At 70.6% G+C, this 19573-nt stretch carries 17 protein-coding genes; 13 read left to right on the top strand and 4 right to left on the bottom strand.

The features are described 5' to 3' along the window. Positions 1–47 precede the first annotated feature (47 nt). The 8 genes from ACFYMC_RS17375 to ACFYMC_RS17340 all read left to right on the top strand — a co-directional run bounded on the left by ACFYMC_RS17375 (position 48) and on the right by ACFYMC_RS17340 (position 8471). Complete coding sequence (locus ACFYMC_RS17375; RefSeq protein ID WP_388525424.1) at positions 48–731, top strand: two-component system response regulator; 684 nt, start codon at positions 48–50, stop codon at positions 729–731. A gap of 111 nt (positions 732–842) precedes the next feature. Then, positions 843–3587 carry a DNA translocase FtsK gene (locus tag ACFYMC_RS17370; protein WP_388525422.1) on the top strand — a complete coding sequence of 915 codons (2745 nt, stop codon included), beginning with the start codon at positions 843–845 and terminating at the stop codon, positions 3585–3587. Between the two features lie 187 nt (positions 3588–3774). Beyond that, positions 3775–4626: a helix-turn-helix domain-containing protein gene (locus tag ACFYMC_RS17365; protein ID WP_388525419.1), complete on the top strand. Its 852-nt coding sequence runs from the start codon at positions 3775–3777 to the stop codon at positions 4624–4626. 114 nt (positions 4627–4740) lie between these two features. After that, positions 4741–6243, top strand: coding sequence for a 30S ribosomal protein S12 methylthiotransferase RimO (gene rimO, locus ACFYMC_RS17360; protein ID WP_388525416.1), 1503 nt, complete (start codon positions 4741–4743; stop codon positions 6241–6243). Continuing rightward, positions 6240–6908: a CDP-diacylglycerol--glycerol-3-phosphate 3-phosphatidyltransferase gene (gene pgsA / locus ACFYMC_RS17355; protein ID WP_388525413.1), complete on the top strand. Its 669-nt coding sequence runs from the start codon at positions 6240–6242 to the stop codon at positions 6906–6908. The genes rimO and pgsA overlap by 4 nt, the downstream gene beginning before the upstream one ends. 18 nt (positions 6909–6926) lie before the next feature. After that, complete coding sequence (locus ACFYMC_RS17350) at positions 6927–7502, top strand: CinA family protein (RefSeq protein ID WP_388525411.1); 576 nt, start codon at positions 6927–6929, stop codon at positions 7500–7502. 109 nt (positions 7503–7611) lie between these two features. Continuing rightward, positions 7612–7995, top strand: a complete 384-nt coding sequence (locus ACFYMC_RS17345; RefSeq protein WP_388525408.1) for a helix-turn-helix domain-containing protein — start codon at positions 7612–7614, stop codon at positions 7993–7995. A 230-nt stretch (positions 7996–8225) separates the two neighbouring features. Beyond that, positions 8226–8471: a hypothetical protein gene (locus tag ACFYMC_RS17340; RefSeq protein ID WP_388525406.1), complete on the top strand. Its 246-nt coding sequence runs from the start codon at positions 8226–8228 to the stop codon at positions 8469–8471. Between the two features lie 24 nt (positions 8472–8495). Here the strand turns inward: ACFYMC_RS17340 and ACFYMC_RS17335 are convergent, their stop codons facing one another. From ACFYMC_RS17335 to ACFYMC_RS17325, 3 genes are read right to left on the bottom strand one after another with little or no spacing between them, the layout of a single operon-like run. Beyond that, the gene (locus ACFYMC_RS17335) at positions 8496–9272 is read right to left on the bottom strand and encodes an SDR family NAD(P)-dependent oxidoreductase (RefSeq protein WP_388525403.1); all 777 of its coding nucleotides are present in this window, start codon (positions 9270–9272) and stop codon (positions 8496–8498) included. A gap of 35 nt (positions 9273–9307) precedes the next feature. Continuing rightward, entirely contained in the window at positions 9308–10099 is a 792-nt protein-coding gene (locus tag ACFYMC_RS17330) for an Fpg/Nei family DNA glycosylase (protein WP_388525400.1), read from the bottom strand. A gap of 22 nt (positions 10100–10121) precedes the next feature. Continuing rightward, positions 10122–14747, bottom strand: coding sequence for an ATP-dependent helicase (locus ACFYMC_RS17325; RefSeq protein ID WP_388525397.1), 4626 nt, complete (start codon positions 14745–14747; stop codon positions 10122–10124). A gap of 103 nt (positions 14748–14850) precedes the next feature. Here ACFYMC_RS17325 and ACFYMC_RS17320 point away from each other — a divergent pair, with 103 nt between their 5' ends. Genes ACFYMC_RS17320 through ACFYMC_RS17310 form a run of 3 tightly spaced genes read left to right on the top strand, consistent with a single transcriptional unit; the run spans position 14851 to position 16805 of the window. Further along, complete coding sequence (locus ACFYMC_RS17320; protein WP_388525394.1) at positions 14851–15726, top strand: AraC family transcriptional regulator; 876 nt, start codon at positions 14851–14853, stop codon at positions 15724–15726. Positions 15727–15735: 9 nt separating this feature from the next. Then, positions 15736–16500 (top strand): AzlC family ABC transporter permease, encoded by a 765-nt coding sequence (locus tag ACFYMC_RS17315; protein WP_388525391.1) that lies wholly within the window; start codon positions 15736–15738, stop codon positions 16498–16500. Continuing rightward, positions 16497–16805, top strand: coding sequence for an AzlD domain-containing protein (locus ACFYMC_RS17310; RefSeq protein ID WP_388525388.1), 309 nt, complete (start codon positions 16497–16499; stop codon positions 16803–16805). Before ACFYMC_RS17315 ends, ACFYMC_RS17310 begins: the two co-directional genes overlap by 4 nt. Before the next feature lie 24 nt (positions 16806–16829). Here the strand turns inward: ACFYMC_RS17310 and ACFYMC_RS17305 are convergent, their stop codons facing one another. After that, positions 16830–17813 (bottom strand): hypothetical protein, encoded by a 984-nt coding sequence (locus ACFYMC_RS17305; RefSeq protein ID WP_388525385.1) that lies wholly within the window; start codon positions 17811–17813, stop codon positions 16830–16832. Positions 17814–17893: 80 nt separating this feature from the next. Between ACFYMC_RS17305 and ACFYMC_RS17300 the strand changes: the two genes are divergently transcribed. Both ACFYMC_RS17300 and ACFYMC_RS17295 read left to right on the top strand, forming a co-directional pair. Continuing rightward, positions 17894–18088, top strand: a complete 195-nt coding sequence (locus ACFYMC_RS17300) for a DUF3046 domain-containing protein (protein WP_388525382.1) — start codon at positions 17894–17896, stop codon at positions 18086–18088. A 235-nt stretch (positions 18089–18323) separates the two neighbouring features. Then, the gene (locus ACFYMC_RS17295) at positions 18324–19415 is read left to right on the top strand and encodes an AI-2E family transporter (protein ID WP_388525447.1); all 1092 of its coding nucleotides are present in this window, start codon (positions 18324–18326) and stop codon (positions 19413–19415) included. The last annotated feature ends 158 nt before the right edge of the window (positions 19416–19573 follow it).

Genomic DNA, 19573 nt, shown 5'->3' with positions numbered 1-19573 from the left:
CCCCTGGGGCGGCGCCCGGTGTACTTCCGGGGCGAGGAGGACGGGCCATGGTGCAGAAGGCCAAGATCCTCCTGGTCGATGACCGGCCGGAGAATCTGCTGGCGCTGGAGGCCATCCTCTCTGCGCTGGATCAGACACTGGTTCGGGCATCGTCAGGGGAGGAAGCGCTCAAGGCGCTGCTCACGGACGATTTCGCAGTCATTCTGCTGGACGTCCAAATGCCGGGAATGGACGGCTTCGAGACCGCTGCGCACATCAAGCGGCGGGAGCGGACCCGCGATATCCCGATCATCTTCCTCACCGCGATCAACCACGGTCCGCACCACACCTTCCGGGGCTACGCGGCGGGGGCGGTCGACTACATCTCCAAGCCCTTCGATCCGTGGGTGCTTCGGGCGAAGGTCTCGGTCTTCGTCGACCTCTACATGAAGAACTGCCAACTGCGCGAACAAGCCGCACTGCTCCGGCTTCAGCTCGACGGTGGGCAGCACCACGGGGCCGGGGGGTCGAAGGAGCCCGCAGGGTTGCTGGCCGAGCTCTCGGCCCGACTCGCCGCGGTGGAGGAACAGGCCGAAGCGCTTTCCAAACAGCTCGACGACGACGCGGCCGACCCGGCGGCTGTCGCCACCGCGGCCCATCTGGAGCGCAAACTCACCGGCCTGCGCAGAGCACTGGACGCGTTGGAGCCCGGTACCGGCGGCGGTGCGCCCACCGTGCCTGCCCACGGATGACTCTGAGGCAGGGTCAGGCAGCACCCCGTCAGCCGTATTGTGCCGGCGACACGATCGGGTGAAGAGGTGGGCACACGTGTGCCTTGCGCCTCGCGCAGGTAACCTCGCTCCATGGCTTCCAGTACGTCCGGCAAGGGTTCCCAGGGCACGGCGGGCGCCGCGAAGCCCCGCGCCAGCCGTACCGCGGCGGTGGCCAAGAAGGCCGCGCCCGCACGAAAGCCGCCCGCCAAGAAGGCCGCAGCCAGTTCCCGCGGGCCCGCACGGAAGACCCCCGCCAAGAAGGCCGCGCCCGCCAGGCAAGCTCCGTCCCCCACCGGGGGAGTGGTCCGTCTGGTCCGCGCACTGTGGCTGGGGTTGGCCCATGCGGTGGGCGCCGGCTTCCGCGGCATCGGCCACAGCGCGAGGAACCTGGACCCGGCGCACCGGAAGGACGGGTTGGCCCTGCTGCTGCTCGGCCTCGCCCTGATCACCGCCGCCGGTACCTGGTCCAATCTCCGAGGCCCGGTCGGAGACCTGGTCACGATGCTGGTCACCGGGGCTTTCGGCCGCCTCGACCTGCTGGTGCCGATACTGCTAGGGGTCATGGCGGTGAGGATCATCCGCCACCCCGAGCAGACCGACGCCAACGGCCGGATCGGCATTGGGCTGTCCGCTCTCGTGGTCGGTGTGCTCGGACAGGTCCACATCGCTTGCGGTGCACCGGGCCGTGGTGAGGGAACCACCGCGATGCAGGACGCCGGCGGGCTGATCGGCTGGGCTGCCTCCAAGCCGCTCATCTTCACCATGGGCGCGGCCCTGGCGGTGCCGTTGCTGGTGCTGTTGACGGTCTTCGGTCTGCTCGTGGTCACCGCCACCCCCGTCAATGCCGTGCCGCAACGGCTGCGGGAGCTGGGAGTCCGCCTCGGCGTGCTCGCCCCGGCGGACCGGTACGCGGCCGAGGAGGGTGAGGAGCAGGACGCCCCGGAGTGGGGGGCCGCCCATGCCCCGGAGCACCGGCGGCCCGGCCCGCGCCGCCGCTCGGTCGCTGCCGAGCCCGGACAGGAACTGGCCGAGGAGGAGGCGCTCAACCGGCGGCGGGTCCGCCGGGCCCCCGTTCAGCCGGCGTCGAACCGCTCCATGGACGCGGTGGACGTCGCGGCGGCTGCCGCCGCCGCGCTGGACGGAGCAGTGCTCGGCGGGCTTCCACCGTCCCCGGTGGTCGCCGACCTCACCCATGGTGTTGAACGCACCGCGCAGGTGCCCACTCCACAGCCGCCAACGACGCCACTGCCCTCTGCACGGGGGGCGCAGCCCTCCACGGCGGTGCCGGACCTGACCAAGGCGGCGCCCGAGGCGCCGAACACACTGCCGCCGCGGGCCGAACAGCTGAAGCTGGCCGGCGACATCACCTACGCCCTGCCCTCCTTGGACCTGTTGGAGCGCGGTGGCCCGGGCAAGACCCGGAGCGCCGCCAACGACGCCGTGGTCGCCTCCCTCACCACGGTCTTCAGCGAGTTCAAGGTGGACGCGCGCGTCACCGGTTTCACCCGGGGGCCGACCGTCACCCGCTACGAGGTGGAACTCGGCCCGGCGGTGAAGGTCGAACGGATCACGGCCCTGACCAAGAACATCGCCTATGCGGTGGCCAGCCCGGACGTCCGGATCATCAGCCCGATCCCGGGCAAGTCCGCGGTCGGCATCGAGATCCCCAACACCGATCGCGAGATGGTCAACCTCGGTGACGTGCTCCGCCTCGCGGACGCGGCCGAGGACGACCACCCGATGCTGGTGGCGCTCGGCAAGGACGTGGAGGGCGGCTATGTGATGGCCAACCTCGCCAAGATGCCGCACGTCCTGGTGGCCGGCGCCACCGGATCCGGAAAGTCCTCCTGCATCAACTGCCTGATCACCTCGATCATGGTCCGGGCGACGCCCGAGGACGTGCGGATGGTGCTGGTCGACCCCAAGCGGGTCGAGCTCACCGCGTACGAAGGCATCCCGCACCTGATCACCCCCATCATCACCAACCCCAAACGGGCCGCCGAGGCGCTCCAATGGGTGGTGCGTGAGATGGACCTGCGCTACGACGATCTGGCGGCCTTCGGCTTCCGACACATCGACGACTTCAACGAGGCGATCCGGGCCGGCAAGGTGAAGCTGCCGGAGGGCAGTGAGCGCGAGCTCCAGCCCTACCCCTATCTGTTGGTCATCGTCGACGAGCTCGCTGACCTGATGATGGTGGCCCCGCGTGACGTGGAAGACGCCATCGTGCGCATCACACAGCTCGCCCGCGCCGCCGGCATCCACTTGGTGCTCGCCACCCAGCGGCCCTCCGTCGACGTGGTGACGGGTCTGATCAAGGCCAATGTTCCGTCGCGGCTGGCGTTCGCCACCTCCTCCCTCGCTGACAGCCGGGTCATCCTTGATCAGCCGGGTGCCGAGAAGCTCATCGGTAAGGGCGATGGCCTCTTCCTGCCCATGGGAGCCAACAAGCCTACCCGCATGCAGGGCGCCTTCGTCACCGAGGCCGAGGTCGCCGGCGTCGTCCAACACTGCAAGGACCAGATGGCTCCGGTCTTCCGTGAGGACGTCGTCCTCGGGCAGAAGCAGAAGAGGGAGGTCGACGAGGAGATCGGCGACGATCTCGACCTCCTGTGTCAGGCGGCCGAACTGGTCGTCACCACCCAGTTCGGGTCCACCTCGATGCTCCAGCGCAAGTTGAGGGTGGGTTTCGCCAAGGCCGGTCGTCTGATGGACCTGATGGAGTCTCGGGGAGTCGTGGGTCCGAGCGAGGGGTCGAAGGCACGGGACGTGCTTGTCAAGCCCGACGAGCTGGACGGCGTCCTGGCCGTGATCCGAGGCGAGACCGAGCCGTAACAGAACGGCGTACAACCGTTTCCGCTGGCCGTGCGTCAAGTTGGGGGGAGAGGGCGGTGTTGTCGGCATCGGGGCAACGAAGCCATACCGATGGCCTACAAAGACCACCCTCCCGGTTGCTCACCCCTTTCGTAACCCCCCTAGACTGGACATCCAGCAGGTGGCTACACGCTCGAAAGGCGCCCACGTGTCCATCGGCAACGCCAACTCCCCTGAAGAAGAACGGCCTTCGACAGACGACCGGCCGTCAATCGGCCACGTCCTGAAGCAGGCCCGGATCCGTGCCGGACTGACCGTCGACGAGGTCAGCGGCACGACTCGCGTGCGCATCCCCATCGTGCACGCGATCGAGCAGGACGACTTCTCGCGGTGCGGAGGCGATGTCTACGCCCGCGGGCACGTCCGGACGCTCGCCCGCGCCGTGGGCCTCGACCCCGAGGAGCTCGTCGAGCGGTTCGACGCGGACCACGGCGGTCGCCCCGCCCCCACCTCGGCTGCACCCATGTTCGAAGCGGAGCGGATTCGTCCCGAACGGCGAAATCCGAACTGGACCGCGGCCATGGTCGCGGCGATCGTCGCGGTCATCGGTTTCGTCGGCTTCACCCTCCTGGGCGGAACCGACGCGGACCGCGCGCAGCCGGTGGCCGAAGGCTCCGCCTCGCCGCAGCCTGCCGCCCCCAAGCCCAGCGCCAAGCCGGTCGCGCCAGCGGCCGAGAAGCCGGACCCCTCGGACAGCGCCATCGCTGCCGCACCGCGTGACCTGGTCACGGTCAAGCTCACCGCCGACGGCGGCGAGAGCTGGATCTCGGCGAAGGACCACAACGGTCGGCTGCTCTTCGACGGCACACTCCAAGAGGGCGACTCCAAGACGTTCACCGACAAGGAGTCCATCGACCTGGTTCTCGGCAATGCGGGAGCCGTTCAGCTGTTCGTGAACGGTCAGCAGATCAAGGACGAGTTCCAGCCCGGTCAGGTGGAACGCCTGACCTACACCAAGGACGATCCCCAGCCGGAAGAGGACGCAGCGCAGGCCGGCTGACCAGCACCACCCCGCTCCCCGGAAGGCGCCGTCGCCGACCGGGGAGCGTCGTCGTCTTCAGGGGCTGGGGACGCGCGGACAGGGCCCGCGTCGGAACGAAGTAGTCTTGAGTCCATGCCCGAACGCCGTACCGTCGCCCTTGTCACTCTTGGCTGCGCCCGCAACGAGGTGGACTCGGAGGAGCTCGCAGGCCGCTTGGCAGCGGACGGCTGGGAGCTCGTCCAAGACGCCTCCGATGCGGACGTGGCCGTCGTCAACACCTGTGGTTTCGTCGAAGCCGCCAAAAAGGACTCCGTAGACGCCCTGCTGGAGGCCAATGATCTCAAGGATCAGGGCCGCACCCAGGCCGTCGTCGCCGTCGGCTGCATGGCCGAGCGATACGGCAAGGAGCTGGCGCAAGCGCTGCCTGAGGCCGACGGCGTCCTCGGATTCGATGACTACGCGGACATCTCAGACCGCCTCCAGACCATCCTCAACGGTGGTATTCACGCCTCGCACACCCCGCGTGACCGCCGTAAGCTGCTGCCGATCAGCCCGGCCGAGCGCCAGGGCGCGCCCGAGGTGGCGCTGCCCGGCCACGCCCAGGACACCGAGCCCGCCGACCTGCCCGAGGGGATCGCCCCCGCGTCGGGTCCGCGTGCGCCGCTCCGGCGTCGCCTGGACACCAGCCCGGTGGCTTCGGTGAAGCTCGCCTCCGGGTGCGACCGCCGCTGCTCCTTCTGCGCTATCCCGTCCTTCCGTGGCTCCTTCATCTCGCGCCGTCCCAGCGACGTGCTGGGCGAGACCCGCTGGCTGGCCGAGCAGGGCGTCAAAGAGATCATGCTGGTCTCCGAGAACAACACCTCCTACGGCAAGGACCTCGGAGACATCCGGCTGCTGGAGACCCTGCTGCCGGAGCTCGCCGACGTCGACGGCATCGAGCGGATCCGCGTCAGCTACCTTCAGCCCGCGGAGATGCGGCCCGGGCTGATCGACGTGTTGACCGCCACCCCGAAGGTCGCGCCCTATTTCGACCTTTCCTTCCAGCACTCGGCTCCGGACGTCCTGCGCGCCATGCGCCGCTTCGGAGACACCGAACGCTTCCTGGAACTGCTTGCGACAATTCGCTCCAAAGCACCTCAGGCCGGCATCCGCTCCAATTTCATCGTGGGCTTCCCCGGTGAGCGGGAGTCGGACTTCGCCGAACTGGAGCGATTCCTCACCGGTGCCCGACTCGACGCGATCGGCGTCTTCGGCTATTCCGACGAGGAGGGCACCGAAGCGGTCACCTACGAGGACAAGCTCCACGAGGACGTGATCGCCGAGCGGCTGGCCCACATGCAGCGGCTGGCGGAGGAGCTCACCTCGCAGCGGGCGGAGGAACGGATCGGCGAGAGCGTGGAGGTCCTCGTCGAATCGGTGGAGGTCATCGACGAGGACGCCGATGGTGCCACCGGTCGCGCCGCTCACCAGGCCCCCGAGACCGACGGTCAGGTCCTGTTCACGACCAGCGAGGGGCTGGTTGCTGGCCGTATGGTCCTGGCGAAGGTCGTCGGGAGCTTGGGGGTCGACCTCGTCGCCGAGCCCCTGGACGCCGGCCTCGACGTCGACCGAGTCTCCGAGGAGGCGACCGGATGACCGGAGTCCCGGCATCAGCGGCGGGTGGTACCGGCGCGGCGCCGGCGCCCGGCGGCAAGCTGGGGGCTGCGGCCGTCAATCAGGCCAGCCTGTGGAACATCGCCAACATCTTGACCATGGTGCGGCTCGCACTCGTCCCGGGTTTCGTCCTGCTGCTCCTGGCTGACGGCGGGTACGACCCGGCCTGGCGGGCGCTTGCCTGGGCGGCTTTCGCGGTAGCCATGATCACCGATGTCTTCGACGGTCATCTTGCCCGGACCTACAACCTGGTGACGGACTTCGGGAAGATCGCCGACCCCATCGCAGACAAGGCGATCATGGGGGCGGCCCTCATCTGTCTCTCCTGGCTCGGTGATCTCCCCTGGTGGGTGACCGGTGTGATCTTGGGCCGTGAGCTCGGGATCACCCTCATGCGGTTCTGGGTGATCCGCTACGGAGTCATCCCGGCCAGCCGCGGCGGCAAGATGAAGACCTTGGCGCAGGGCACCGCGGTTGGCATGTATGTGCTGGCCCTGACCGGACCGCTGGCCACCTTCCGCTTCTGGGTGATGGCTGTGGCTGTGGCGCTCACCGTGGTGACAGCACTCGACTACGTGCGCCAGGCCGTTGTGCTGCGGCGTCAGGGGCTGGCGCGGGAACACGGCGAACAGCCCACTCGGGCTTGAAGGTGAGTCGAGACCGGCATGAGCGGTAACTCCACGGTAATTGGGGGTGAGGAGGCCGCGGCAGGGCGCACGGGCGCACGGACCGGCGTGGACCTGGCCGCGGACATCCTCTCGGTGCTTGCGGAGCGTGACGAGACGCTCGCGGTGGCGGAGTCCTTGACCGGCGGGCTGGTGGCCGCCGAGCTGACTTCGGTGGCCGGAGCCTCACGGGTCTTCCTGGGGTCCGTCACGGCGTACGCCACGGAGGTCAAACGGAACCTCCTACGCGTGAACGGAGAGCTGCTCACCCACCACGGTGCGGTGAACGCCGAGGTGGCAGCCGAGATGGCCGAGGGGGTGCGACGCCTGTTCGGCGCTCACTGGGCGCTCGCGACCACTGGAGTCGCCGGCCCGGAGCCCCAGGACGGGCAGCCCGTCGGCACCGTGTACATCGCCGTCGCGTGGCCTGGTGGCGGGAAAACGGCCCCCTTGAGATTGAACGGGAGCCGCGCGGACATCCGTATGGAGAGTGCACGCACGGTACTCGCACTCCTCCTCGGCGAACTCGCCGGGAATGCGCGGGCACAGGATACGGAACGGAACGGGGGGGTTTGATGTTTGCAGCCCTGAGTGAACACGACATCGCTCCCCGCACGGCCGCGGCGCAAGGCGGTACGGTGGGGCGTGAAGGATGCGGCTTTACGGACCGAGGAGGGAGCCACCGATGATTTTGCTCCGTCGCCTGCTTGGTGACGTGCTGCGTCGGCAGCGCCAGCGCCAGGGCCGTACTCTGCGCGAAGTCTCCTCCTCCGCCCGGGTTTCTCTCGGCTATCTCTCCGAGGTGGAGCGGGGGCAGAAGGAGGCTTCCTCCGAACTGCTCTCCGCGATCTGCGACGCGCTCGACGTACGGATGTCCGAGCTGATGCGCGAAGTCAGTGACGAGTTGTCGCTCGCCGAGCTGGCCCAGTCGGCTGCGGCAAGCGATCCGGTGCCGGCGCCGGTGCGCCCGATGCTCAATTCGGTGTCCGTGACTTCCGTCACGGGCGGCCCCACCGAGCGGGTGACCATCAAGACGCCACAGGAAGCGGTGAACGTCGTAGCCGCGTAACGGCTACTCATGCGGCGCACGGCCGCGCGAGGGAGTCATGCCCCGACCGGTGCGATGGGTGCCGGTGCGGGGCTTTCGGCTATTCGCCTCGGGGATGCGGCCATCGGACCGATGCGCCAGACTTGCCAAAGTGTCTGCCCCGGTGGCCAGGGTGATGCTGCGGGCGCCAGTAGGGGTGGCACATCGCAAGGCGGAGGGGCGTCTGGTGCCCCGGGCGAGGGAGGCCGAGCATGCCATGGAGTCGCTCGGTGGAACGGATGCACAGGCCCCTGCGGTGGGCGCTGGTGCTCTTCGGCGCTTCCTTGTGGTGGTGGGCGGCCCTACGCCTGGTGGCGGCGCCGGGCCGGGCGGGGACGTTCGAATGCGCCGTGGCTCTCGGTGGCTGGGGGATCAGCCTGCTTCCCGTGCACGCCGTACCCGCCGCGATGGCGGCGCGGGCCCGCGCTCGCGTCAGCCCCGGCAGCCCGGAGGGTTGAGCAGGCCCGTGCGGTGCTGGCGGTTCACCAAGGCATGGTGACACCTCCATTGGGGCGGAGTACCTGCCCCGTCATGAACGACGAGGCGTCGCTTGCCAGGTACAGCACTGCCTGGGCGACGTCCTCGACCTCTCCGACCCGGCGCAGTGGTGATCGCTGCGCCATGGAGGCCTCGGCCGCTCGCTGTGCCTCGCTCCCGTGGCGCTCGGTCATGGGGGTGCGTATCCATCCCGGAGCCACCGCGTTCACCCGTAGCCCTAGCGGGCCGGTCTCGGTGGCCAGGGTCTTGGTGAGCTGGACCACGGCGGCCTTGGCGGCGCCGTAACACAGCAACCCCGGGTGTGCCGTGTCGATCGCCCCGGATGCCATGGTGATGATGCTGCCGGGACGTTGGCTGGCGATCATGGCGCGCGCGGACTCCTGGCAGGTGAACAGCACGCCCTTGAAGTTCACGGACAGCACACGGTCCACGTCCTCCTCGCGGGTTTCCAGGACCGTTGCGGAATGCATGATCCCGGCGATAGCGGCGGCGATGTCCAACCCGCCGGAGAGACGGACCGCGGCCTTGACGGCGTCCCGTACCTGTCGGTGCTCGGTGACGTCGAGGCGATGTCCGTGGGCCGTGCCGCCGCCCTCGACGATATGGGCCACGGTGTCCTCAAGCCCCTTCCCGTGGAGGTCCGCACAGTGGACGGTGGCACCCGAACGGGCGAGGAGGGTCGCGCAGGCGCGCCCGATGCCGCTGGCGGCGCCGGTGACGAACGCGGCTCGGCCCGTGAGGTCGTACGGCTCGGGGAGCATGCGGGGACGGTAGGGCCACACTGACGGTACGTCAACTAGCGGGTGGGGCCGGACTGGCAACGGGGGCACCAATAGGCCGGACGATCCTGCTGCCGCCCGCTCCGGATCGTCGTCCCGCATCGCCAACACGCCTGGTTGGCACGCCCGTACACGAAGAGGCCACGTCCCGGACGGCGGCTGCCCGTGGTGGTACGGGCGGAAGGGCGAGTCCGGTTGGCTACCAGGAGGCGTTGGGCGGTCACCACCAGCCGGCGCACCGTCGACACGGGGAGGTCACCCACTGGACGCCAGGGCGTCACCCCTGCCATGAAACACAACTCCGCCTTGTACACGTTGCCAAGGCCCGCCAGCTTGCGCTGATCGAGTAGGGCTTCCCCCAGCGGACAGCTCGGATCGGCCAGAAGATGTGCTACCGCGAGGTCCGCGTCCCAGTCGGGCCCGAGGAGATCGGGACCGAGATGCCCGAGCACCCGCCCCTCTTCGGTGGTGCGCAACAGCTCCAACACCGGCAGACGGTAACCGACCGCTGTGTGCGCGGCGCAGCCCAGCACCGCCCGGATCTCGTGTGCGGGTCCACCACGCCACTTCTCGCCGGAGTCGAAGACGCGCCAGGCGCCGTCCATCCTCAGATGGCTGTGGAGAGTCAGCCCGCCCTCGATGCGGGCGAGGAGGTGCTTGCCGCGCGGAACGACCTCCCACACCCGTCGACCGGTGAGGTCGACCGTCGCCAGTCTGGGCACCCGCAGGTCGCTGCGGACGAGCACCGCTCCGGCGAGAGCGTGGTTGAGGCGAGTGGCCGCGTGCCAGACGGTGTCTCCTTCGGGCATACCACCATTGTCGCCGCCGAGGTCAGGGACGCAGCCTCAGCCCACGAGGGGTCGGATGGAAGCCCGCCGACTCCAGCACCCGGCCCAGGGGGGAGGTCAGTGCTGCCGTGCCATTGGTCCGCTCCACCGTGAGGGCTCCCACGGCACCGACGCGCGCCGCGGACGCGAGTGCCTCTGCCGCAGCCAACAGGCCCGGATCCTCGGCACCTGCCCAAGCCAGCAGGGTCTTGCCGCCCCGCTCCAGGTACAGGGACAACTCGCCGTCGACGAGGACGACCAAGGCCCCCGCCTTGCGGCCCGGTTTGTGGCCGGCGCCCGAAGGCGGCTCCGGCCACGCTAGGGCGGCCCCGTAGACGTTCGCCGGATCGGCTGCGGCCAGGACCACCGTCTCCGGACCGCCACGCAGCTGCGCCCGCTCGCGTGCCCCGGCCGCCGCCCGCAGCCGGTCCACCGCCCCGTCCATCGCGAACTGGGCGGCACCGAGGCCTTCGACGACGTAGCCACGCCTGGCCTGACCACTGTCCTCGAAGGCTGACAGAACGCGGTACACGGCCGAGAAGCCTCCCGCCACACCCTCTGCGGCCACCGCGCCACGGGTCACGACGCCGTGGCGGTCGAGGAGGGTGCGGGCCAGAGCGTGAGCCCGCGGGGTCGGGTCCGGCTCGATGGGCGGGAGCAGCGACCAACGGCCCGACACGGTGGGCGGCCCGGAACGGGAGGCCGGCCGTGCCGCAGCGTTGAGTGATCCGTAGCGACCACGGGGCACGGTGCGCTTGGCGCGGTGTGCGGTCGAGCCAGCAGTGCGACCGGAGCCGAGCAGGGAACGCAGGGGCGCAAGGGTGTCGTTGGTCAGGCGGCCGGACCAGGCCAAGTCCCAGATCGTGTCGGCGAGCTGAGGGTCAGTGGCCTCGGGGTGGGCCAAGCGCACTCGATCCGCGATCTGGCGGAAGAAGAGCCCGTAGCCGGGGGAGAGCGCCTCCACAACCGCCCGGTGCAGCGGGCCGAGCTCCAGCGGCTGCGGCGGCGGTAGCAGAAGCGGCGCCGAGTCCGCGAGGTGGAGCGAGATCCAGCCGTCCTTGCCAGGAAGGGCGCCGGCGCCCGCCCAGAGCACTTCGCCGGTGGTGGTGAGCTCTTCCAGGAGCGCGGGGGAGTAGTCAAGGACACGGCAGGGCAAGACGAGCCGCTCCAGTGCGGAGGCCGGCACGGGAGCCCCCTGGAGCTGCTCGATGGCGCGGGCCAGGCCGTCCACGCCGCGCAGCCCGGCACCGACGTGTTGCCACTGGGGGAGGAAGGAGGCGAGAGCCTGTGGGGGGACCGGTTCCAGCTCCTGGCGCAGCGCGGCCAGCGAACGCCGCCGCAGCCGGCGCAGCACGGTGGCGTCGCACCACTCCTGCCCGATGCCCGAAGGATGGAACTCGCCCTGCACGATCCGCCCGCTGACGGACAGCCGTTGCAGGGCTCCGTCGGTGACCGCCGACCCGAGACCGAACCGCTGCGCCACCGCGGCGGAGGTGAAGGGGCCGTGGGTGCGGGCATAGCGGGACAGCAGGTCGCTCAGCGGGTCCTTGACCGGCTCGGTGAAGGCCTCGGGGACACCGACGGGCAGGGCCGTGCCCAACGCGTCCCGCAGCCGGCCCGCGTCCTCGATCGCCGCCCAGTGGTCGGTGCCGGCGATGCGCACCGCGATCGCCCGGCGGGCAGTCGCCAACTCGGTGGCCCAGCCGGGGTCGGCGCCGCGCTCGGCGAGCTCCTCCGCGGTGAGCGGGCCCAGCACCCGCAGCAGGTCGGCGACGCCCTCGGAGTCCTTCACCCGGCGCTCCTCGGTCAGCCACTGGAGCTCGCTCTCCAGCTCGGTCAGCACCTCGACGTCGAGCAGCTCGCGCAGCTCCGCCTGCCCCAGGAGTTCGGCGAGCAGACGTGAGTCCAGGGAGAGCGCGGCGGCCCGCCGCTCGGCGAGCGGCGAGTCCCCTTCGTAGAGGAACTGGGCGACGTAGCCGAACAACAGGGAACGAGCGAAGGGTGAGGGCTCGGCGGTGGTGACCTCGACCAGCCGGACCCGGCGGGCCTCGATGTCGCCCATGAGCTCGGTGAGCCCCGGGACGTCGAACACGTCCTGGAGGCATTCACGGACGGCTTCGAGGACGATGGGGAAGGATCCGAACTCGGAAGCGACCTGGAGGAGCTGAGCCGCACGCTGTCGCTGTTGCCACAGCGGGGTGCGCTTTCCGGGGCTGCGCCGGGGAAGCAGCAGGGCACGTGCCGCGCACTCCCGGAAGCGGGAGGCGAACAGGGCCGATCCGCCCACCTGGTCGGTGACGATCTGGCTGACCTCACCCCGGTCGAAGAGCACGTCGGCTGCCCCCAGCGGGGCTTGGCCGTGGTCGAACTCGAAGGCTGCGGGAGCGGTCGGATCTTGATCGAGCAGGTCCAGTCCGAGCAGGTCGGCGTCGGGTAGCCGCAGCACGATGCCGTCATCCGCGTGCATCACCTGGGCGTCCATGCCGAACCGCTCGGCCAGGCGGGCCCCGAGCGCCAGCGCCCACGGGGCGTGCACCTGCGCCCCGAAGGGGGAGTGGATCACCACCCGCCAGTCGCCGAGCTCGTCGCGGAAGCGCTCCACCAACACCGTGCGGTCGTCGGGCACATGACCGCAGGCTTCCCGCTGCTCGGCCAGGTAGGACACGAGGTTGTCGGCCGCCCAGGAGTCCAGGCCGGCGGCGAGCAGCCGCAGTCGGGCTTCCTCCTCGGGCAGCGCCCCGACCTCCCGCAGGAAGGCTCCCAGCGCCCGCCCCAACTCCAGCGGCCGGCCCAGCTGGTCGCCCTTCCAGAACGGCAACCGGCCCGGCACTCCGGGTGCGGGAGAGACCAGAACCCGGTCCCGGGTGATGTCCTCGATCCGCCAGGAGGTGGTGCCCAGGGTGAACACGTCTCCCACCCGCGACTCGTACACCATCTCCTCGTCGAGCTCACCGACCCGGCCGCCGCCCTTCTTCGGGTCCGAGCCCACGAGGAACACCCCGAACAGACCGCGGTCGGGAATGGTGCCGCCAGAGGTGACGGCCAAGCGCTGGGCGCCCGGACGTCCGGTGACCGTGCCGGCGACGCGGTCCCACACCACCCGGGGGCGCAGTTCGGCGAAGGCGTCGGAGGGGTAGCGGCCCGCGAGCATGTCCAGGACGGACCAGAACGCCGAATCGGGCAGCGAGGCGAAGGGGGCGGCCCGGCGCACCAGCGCCAGTAGGTCGTCTACCTGCCAGCTGTCCAGCGCGACCATCGCCACCAGCTGCTGGGCCAGCACGTCCAGCGGATTGGCGGGGACTCGCAGCGACTCGATGGCGCCGGTGCGCATCCGTTCGGTGACCACCGCCGCCTGCACCAGGTCGCCGCGGTACTTGGGGAAGACCACCCCCCTCGACACCGCGCCCACCTGGTGGCCGGCGCGGCCGACGCGCTGGAGCCCGGAGGCCACCGACGGGGGTGACTCCACCTGGACGACGAGGTCCACCGCCCCCATGTCGATGCCGAGTTCCAAGCTCGACGTGGCGACGACCGCCGGCAGTCGGCCCGCCTTGAGGTCCTCCTCCACCAGGGCCCGCTGCTCCTTGGACACCGAGCCGTGGTGGGCCCGGGCCAGGAGCGGTGGAGCTCCCTGGGTGGCCCCCGACTGGGCCATGATCTCTGCTGGGGGCGCCCCGTCGGGGAGGGGGGAGCCGGTGGCCCGTTCGTACGCGATCTCGTTGAGCCGGTTACACAACCGCTCGGCGAGGCGGCGGGAGTTCGCGAAGACGATGGTCGAGCGGTGCTGCTGGACCAGGTCGGCGATCCGCTCCTCCACCTGGGGCCAGATCGACGGCCCGTCGCCGCTTTCCGTGCCGCCTGCGGCCTCGCTGGCGGGTGAGCCGCCCAACTCGCCCATGTCCGGGACGGGGACGACCACCGAGAGGTCGAACTCCTTTCCCGAGAGTGGTTGGACCACCTCGACCCGGCGACTGGGTGACAGGAAGCGGGCCACCTCGTCCACCGGACGGACGGTCGCGGAGAGCCCGATGCGCCGCGCGGGCCGTGGCAGCAGTTCGTCCAGCCGCTCCAAGGAGAGGGCCAGGTGGGCGCCGCGCTTGGTCCCGGCGACCGCGTGCACCTCATCGAGGATGACCGTTTCGACTCCGGCCAGCGCGTCCCGGGCGGCGGAGGTCAGTATCAGGAAGAGGGACTCCGGGGTGGTGATCAAGATGTCCGGGGGGCGGGTCGCCAGCGCCCGCCGCTCGGCGGGCGGAGTGTCGCCCGAGCGGATGCCCACCCTGATCTCGGGCTCCGGACGGCCCATCCGGACCGACTCCTGACGGATGCCGGTCAGGGGGCTGCGCAGATTGCGCTCCACATCGACCGCGAGGGCCTTGAGCGGTGAAACGTACAACACCCGGCAGCGCTTCTTGGCTTCCGCCGGCGGCGGGGAACTGGCCAGTGCGTCCAGGGCGGCCAAGAAGGCGGCCAGGGTCTTGCCCGAGCCGGTGGGCGCCACGACCAGCACGTCCGAGCCCTCCGTGATGGCCTGCCAGGCGCCTTCCTGCGCGGCAGTGGGTGCCCGAAACGCCCCGGTGAACCAGGAGCGGGTCGCGGGGGAGAAGGATTCGAGTGCGGTGCTGGCCATGCCTCCCATCGTGCACCCCGCCACCGACAATGCCCGGCCTACGCCCCGCGCCCACGGCAGAGCTGGGGGAACGACGGCTGACCGGCTGCCGCATGATGGGGGGATGAGCGACGGAGAGTGGGCGCGGCACTGGCGTCCCACCGGGCTGCCCGGTGTCGACCTGCTCCGGGCCCGCTACGTGCGGCACGCCTTCACCCGGCACGCCCACGCGGGCTACGTACTCGCGACCGTCACCGGCGGGGTCGAGGAGGTCGGCCTGCCCGGCGGCCCCCTTGCCGCCGGCCCGGGTGACGTGGTCCTGATCAACCCGGAGGTGCCGCACACCGCACGCCGGGGCGCACCCGAGGGTTGGGCGTACGCGACCCTCTACCCCTCCGGTGGCCTCGTCGCCGAGGTGGCCGCGGAGGTCACCGCCTTGCGCGGCACCCCCGGCTTCGCGGTCTCGGTGGTTGCCGACCCCTCGACCGGCCACCTGATCAGCGAGGTTCACCGGGCTGCCGAGGCCGGCAACGCGCTGGCCGCGGACACCCTGCTCCGACTGGCCCTCGCGCGGCTGTTGCGCCGGCATGGCGGCCCGCTGCCGACCCGTGAGGTGGCGAGCGCCGGTTTCGCCGACGCCGCCCGGGCGCGGGCGGCGCTGGAGGGAGGGCTGGTCGACCCGCCCTCCCTCGAACGGCTCGCGGCCGGCGTGGGGACCAGCCCGTTCGCGCTGCTGCGGGCCTTTCGCGAGGCCTACGGGATGCCCCCGCACGCCTGGCTCACGGATGCCCGGGTGCGTCGGGCACGCACCCTGTTGGAGGCAGGTACGCCACCGGCGGAAACCGCCACGCTGGTGGGCTTCACGGACCAGGCCCACCTGAACCGGCACTTCAAGCGGATCGTAGGCGTCCCCCCGGGCGCCTACCGACGTGAGCGGGCCGACGAGGCCCGGCGCCCGCCTGCAAGAACGTACAAGACCCCGGACCCGCCGTCCGCCTAGGTTCGCGGGGTGAACGAACAGCAACTGGTGGCAGCCGCAGAAGCGGCACGCGGTACGGGGGCGGACAAGGGCCGCCCGGAGGGTGAACGGGGGCGAGGTGCGGTCGTTCGGGACGCGCTCGGTGTTGGTGTCGCAGTGGGTCTCTCCGGGTTCGCCTTCGGAGTGACGGCGGCGGGAGCGGGACTGAGCGTCGCGCAGGCCTGCGCGCTGAGCCTGCTGGTGTTCACCGGCGCCTCGCAGTTCGCGCTGGTGGGTGCGTTGGCCGCGGGTGGCAACCCCTTCACGGCCGCCGCCGGGGCCTTCTTCCTGGGGGTCCGCAACGCCTTCTACGGACTGCGGCTCTCACAACTGCTGGCCTTGCCCCGTTTCGTGCGTCCTCTCGCCGCGCACTGGGTGATCGACGAGAGCACGGCGGTCGCACTGGCGCAGCGCAACAGGCGGGAGGCGCTCCTGGGCTTCACCGTCACCGGGCTGACGCTGTACGTGTTGTGGAACCTCACCACGCTCCTGGGCGCCCTCGGCGCGGAGGCGATCGGTGACACCGCTGCCTGGGGCCTGGACGCCGCGGGTCCGGCGGTCTTCCTCGCCCTGCTCGCGCCCATGCTGCGTACCCCGACGCAACGGGTCACTGCCGCCCTGGCCCTGCTGCTCGGCCTCGGCACGCTGCCGGTGCTGCCGTCCGGCGTTCCCGTGCTGGCCGCGGCACTGGCCGCGCCACTGGTGCTGTACATCGGCGGGCGTCCCGCTCGGGCGCACGGAAGGAACCCGCGATGACCGTGTGGATAGCGATCGGCCTCACCGCCGTGGGGTGTTACCTGGTCAAACTCCTCGGGCTGCTGGTGCCGGCCGGAGTGCTGGAGCGCCCTGTGGTCCAGCGGCTAGCCGCGCTGCTTCCGGTGGCGCTGCTGGCGGCACTGACCGCGCAGCAGACCTTCAGCGAGGGTGCGCGGCTGGTCCTCGACGCCCGGGCAGCCGGGCTGGCCGCTGCCGCACTCGCTCTGTTGTGGCGTGCGCCCTTCCTGGTGGTGATCGGCGCCGCTGTGCTGGTCACCGCCGGAGTGCGGGCCCTCGGAGGTTGAGGAACGCCGGTCGTGCCCGGGCACTCATCCCACCGGGCGCCCGTACGCGCGCAGGGTGCGCAGCGCCTCGATCGTCTCGATCGGACGGCTCTCCGGGGCGATTGCGGGAGTCCAGGGGTGGCGTCGGTTCGGCCACCCGCCGTCGGGCTCTTGTGCTGCTGCGAGGTGGTCCAGGCAGTGGCCCATCTCCTCGTCGGTGAACCATCCGCGGGCCAGGGACTCCGGGCGGGGCGCGAAATCGAGTGGCCGCAGCAGTCGGCCGGGCGGGCCGCCGGGCCCGGCGACGCACTGCTGCGGTCGGCGTGGGTCGAGCACCACCCATGGACGCTCGCGGACCAGGCGCCCCAACCGGTCGGCGGCGGCCAGGGCTCGGGAGCGGTCGGGTACTCCGTCGAGGAAGTCGACGGCGGCTCGGATCTCGTGAGGATCGGTGGGATGCAGGGACTCGATGTGTGCCCAACAGTGGTCGGTGGCCCGGAACAGCCAGGCGTGCCACACCTGATTGCGGTGCAGCAGTCCCACCACGGGGCCGGTGGTCCTGAGGTCGCCGGTCTTCGTCGCCCGGGTGGGCAGGTGGGGCGCGCTCGGGTGGGTGGCGGCCCCGGGCGGCATCGCGGGCAGGGCGCCGTCCGGCGTGGAGACCCGGCTGAGGTGGTGGCACAGTCGTTCGACGCGTCGGCCTGCGCACCGGCCGAGCGAGTCCAGCACACGGAGCGCATGGCAGGCGTGCAGGGGGTGGCTGAGCGGGCCGCGCACGTCGGGGTCGAGTGCATGGCCGTAGCCGCCGTCCGGGTTCTGATGGGAGTCGAGCGCCGTCTCGACGGGCTCGCGCTCCCCGGCCCGGAAGTGGAACGCGAACCGCCGTTGTTCCAGGACGCGGGCGGTCAGCCAGATGAACCGCTCAGCGCGGGACAGGGGCGTCTCGGGGGCGGGTCCGGTGCGGGACTGCGGGGGTGCCGGGTGGGGGCGCGGCGCGGCGGTGGGCTTCCGGGTCTTCTCTCCAGACATGGTCGAAACCGTAGGGCGCCCGTCCGCCGGGGGCCCGGCCGATCGGCAGGGTGCACTCCTGGGGGCGGGATACTGGACGCATGCGGTTGACGATTTTCTGGGAGCGGATGGCGGACCACTTCGGCGCCGGGTACGCGGAGTCCTTCGCCAAGGACCATGTGATGTCGCAGCTCGGTGGGCGGACGGTGCGTGAGGCGCTCGACGCGGGCTGGGAAGCCAAGGAGGTCTGGCGCGCGGTGTGTGCCGCCATGGACGTCCCGATGGACCGCCGCTGACCCTCTCGCATACTCGTTCGATTCGGTTGTGGGTCAGACTTGCGGGGTGGCAGCGACGAACGAGACCAACCGCGAGGACCAGCAGCCCGGAGGGCCGGCGGCGACCGGAAGCACGGTGGCGCCGGACGGTGACGTTGAGGACCGGCCCGCGGGTCCCCATCGCCCCCGGGTGCCCGCGCAGCAGCCTCCTGGGCGTCGCCCGCCCCGACGCACACCCGTGGGGGCCGCCGAGCGGATGCCGCGATGGCTTCCGCGCGCCCTTGTCCTTGCGCTCGCCCTTTACGGGTGTTTCCAACTGGGCAGTTGGGCCTTCCACCAGCTGGTGGGGCTGCTGGTCAACATCCTGATCGCCTTCTTCCTGGCGCTGGCGGTCGAACCGGCCGTCAGTCGCATGGAGCGTTCCGGGATGCGCCGCGGCCTGGCCACCTTCCTTGTCTTCCTGGGGGTGTTGGTCGCGGCGCTGGGCTTCGTGATCCTCCTCGGTTCGATGCTGGCCGGCCAGATCCTCGACATGGTCGAGGAGTTCCCCAAGTACCTGGACTCGGTGATCAACTGGATCAACCAGACCTTCCACACCGAGTTGTCCAGGCTCGCGATCCAGGACAGCCTCCTGCACTCGGACTGGCTCCAGAAGTACGTGCAGAACGGCGCGACCGGCGTGTTGGACGTGTCCACCACGGTGCTGGGCGGACTCTTCCGGCTGCTGACGATCGCACTGTTCTCCTTCTATTTCGCTGCCGATGGCCCGCGACTGCGCGGGGCCCTGTGCTCCGTGCTGCCGCCCGCTCGCCAGTTGGAGGTGCTGCGGGCCTGGGAGATCGCGGTGGCCAAGACCGGGGGCTACCTGTACTCCCGCGGACTGATGGCACTGATCTCCGGAGTGGCGCACTACGTCCTGCTGCTGGTCCTCAAGGTGCCGTACGCGCCGGCGCTCGCCGTGTGGGTGGGGCTGGTGTCGCAGTTCATTCCGACCATCGGCACGTACCTGGCGGGTGCCTTGCCGATGTTGATCGCCTTCACGGTCAACCCCTGGTACGCGCTGTACGTGCTGGTGTTCGTGGTGGTCTACCAGCAGTTCGAGAACTACATGCTGCAGCCGAAGCTGACGTCCCGGACCGTGGACATCCACCCCGCGGTCGCCTTCGGCTCCGTCATCGCGGGGACGGCGCTGCTGGGCGCCGTGGGGGCGCTCATCGCGATTCCCGCCGTGGCCACCCTGCAGGCCTTCCTGGGTGCCTACGTGCGGCGATACGAGGTCGCCGAGGACGCGCGCGTGGGGGGTCGGGACTCTGGCCGGGTGCGGCGTCGGTGGGCGCGGCATGCTTGACAGGTAAATCGAGCATCCATTCTGATGGAGGTTCCGGCCCAGTGTTCACAAGGAATCCATCCTCGTTATCCACAGGCTGGACGGGCGTGGAGGCGCATTGTCAGTGGCAGGCGTTAGCGTCATGGACGTGAAGCGATCGACTCAAGCAAATCGGGTGG

This window comes from Streptomyces sp. NPDC006879 (assembly GCF_042869595.1).
GTDB lineage: Bacteria > Actinomycetota > Actinomycetes > Streptomycetales > Streptomycetaceae > Streptomyces.
Note: the sequence above shows the minus strand (reverse complement) of the source record. Positions and strands in the feature narration are given on the sequence as shown.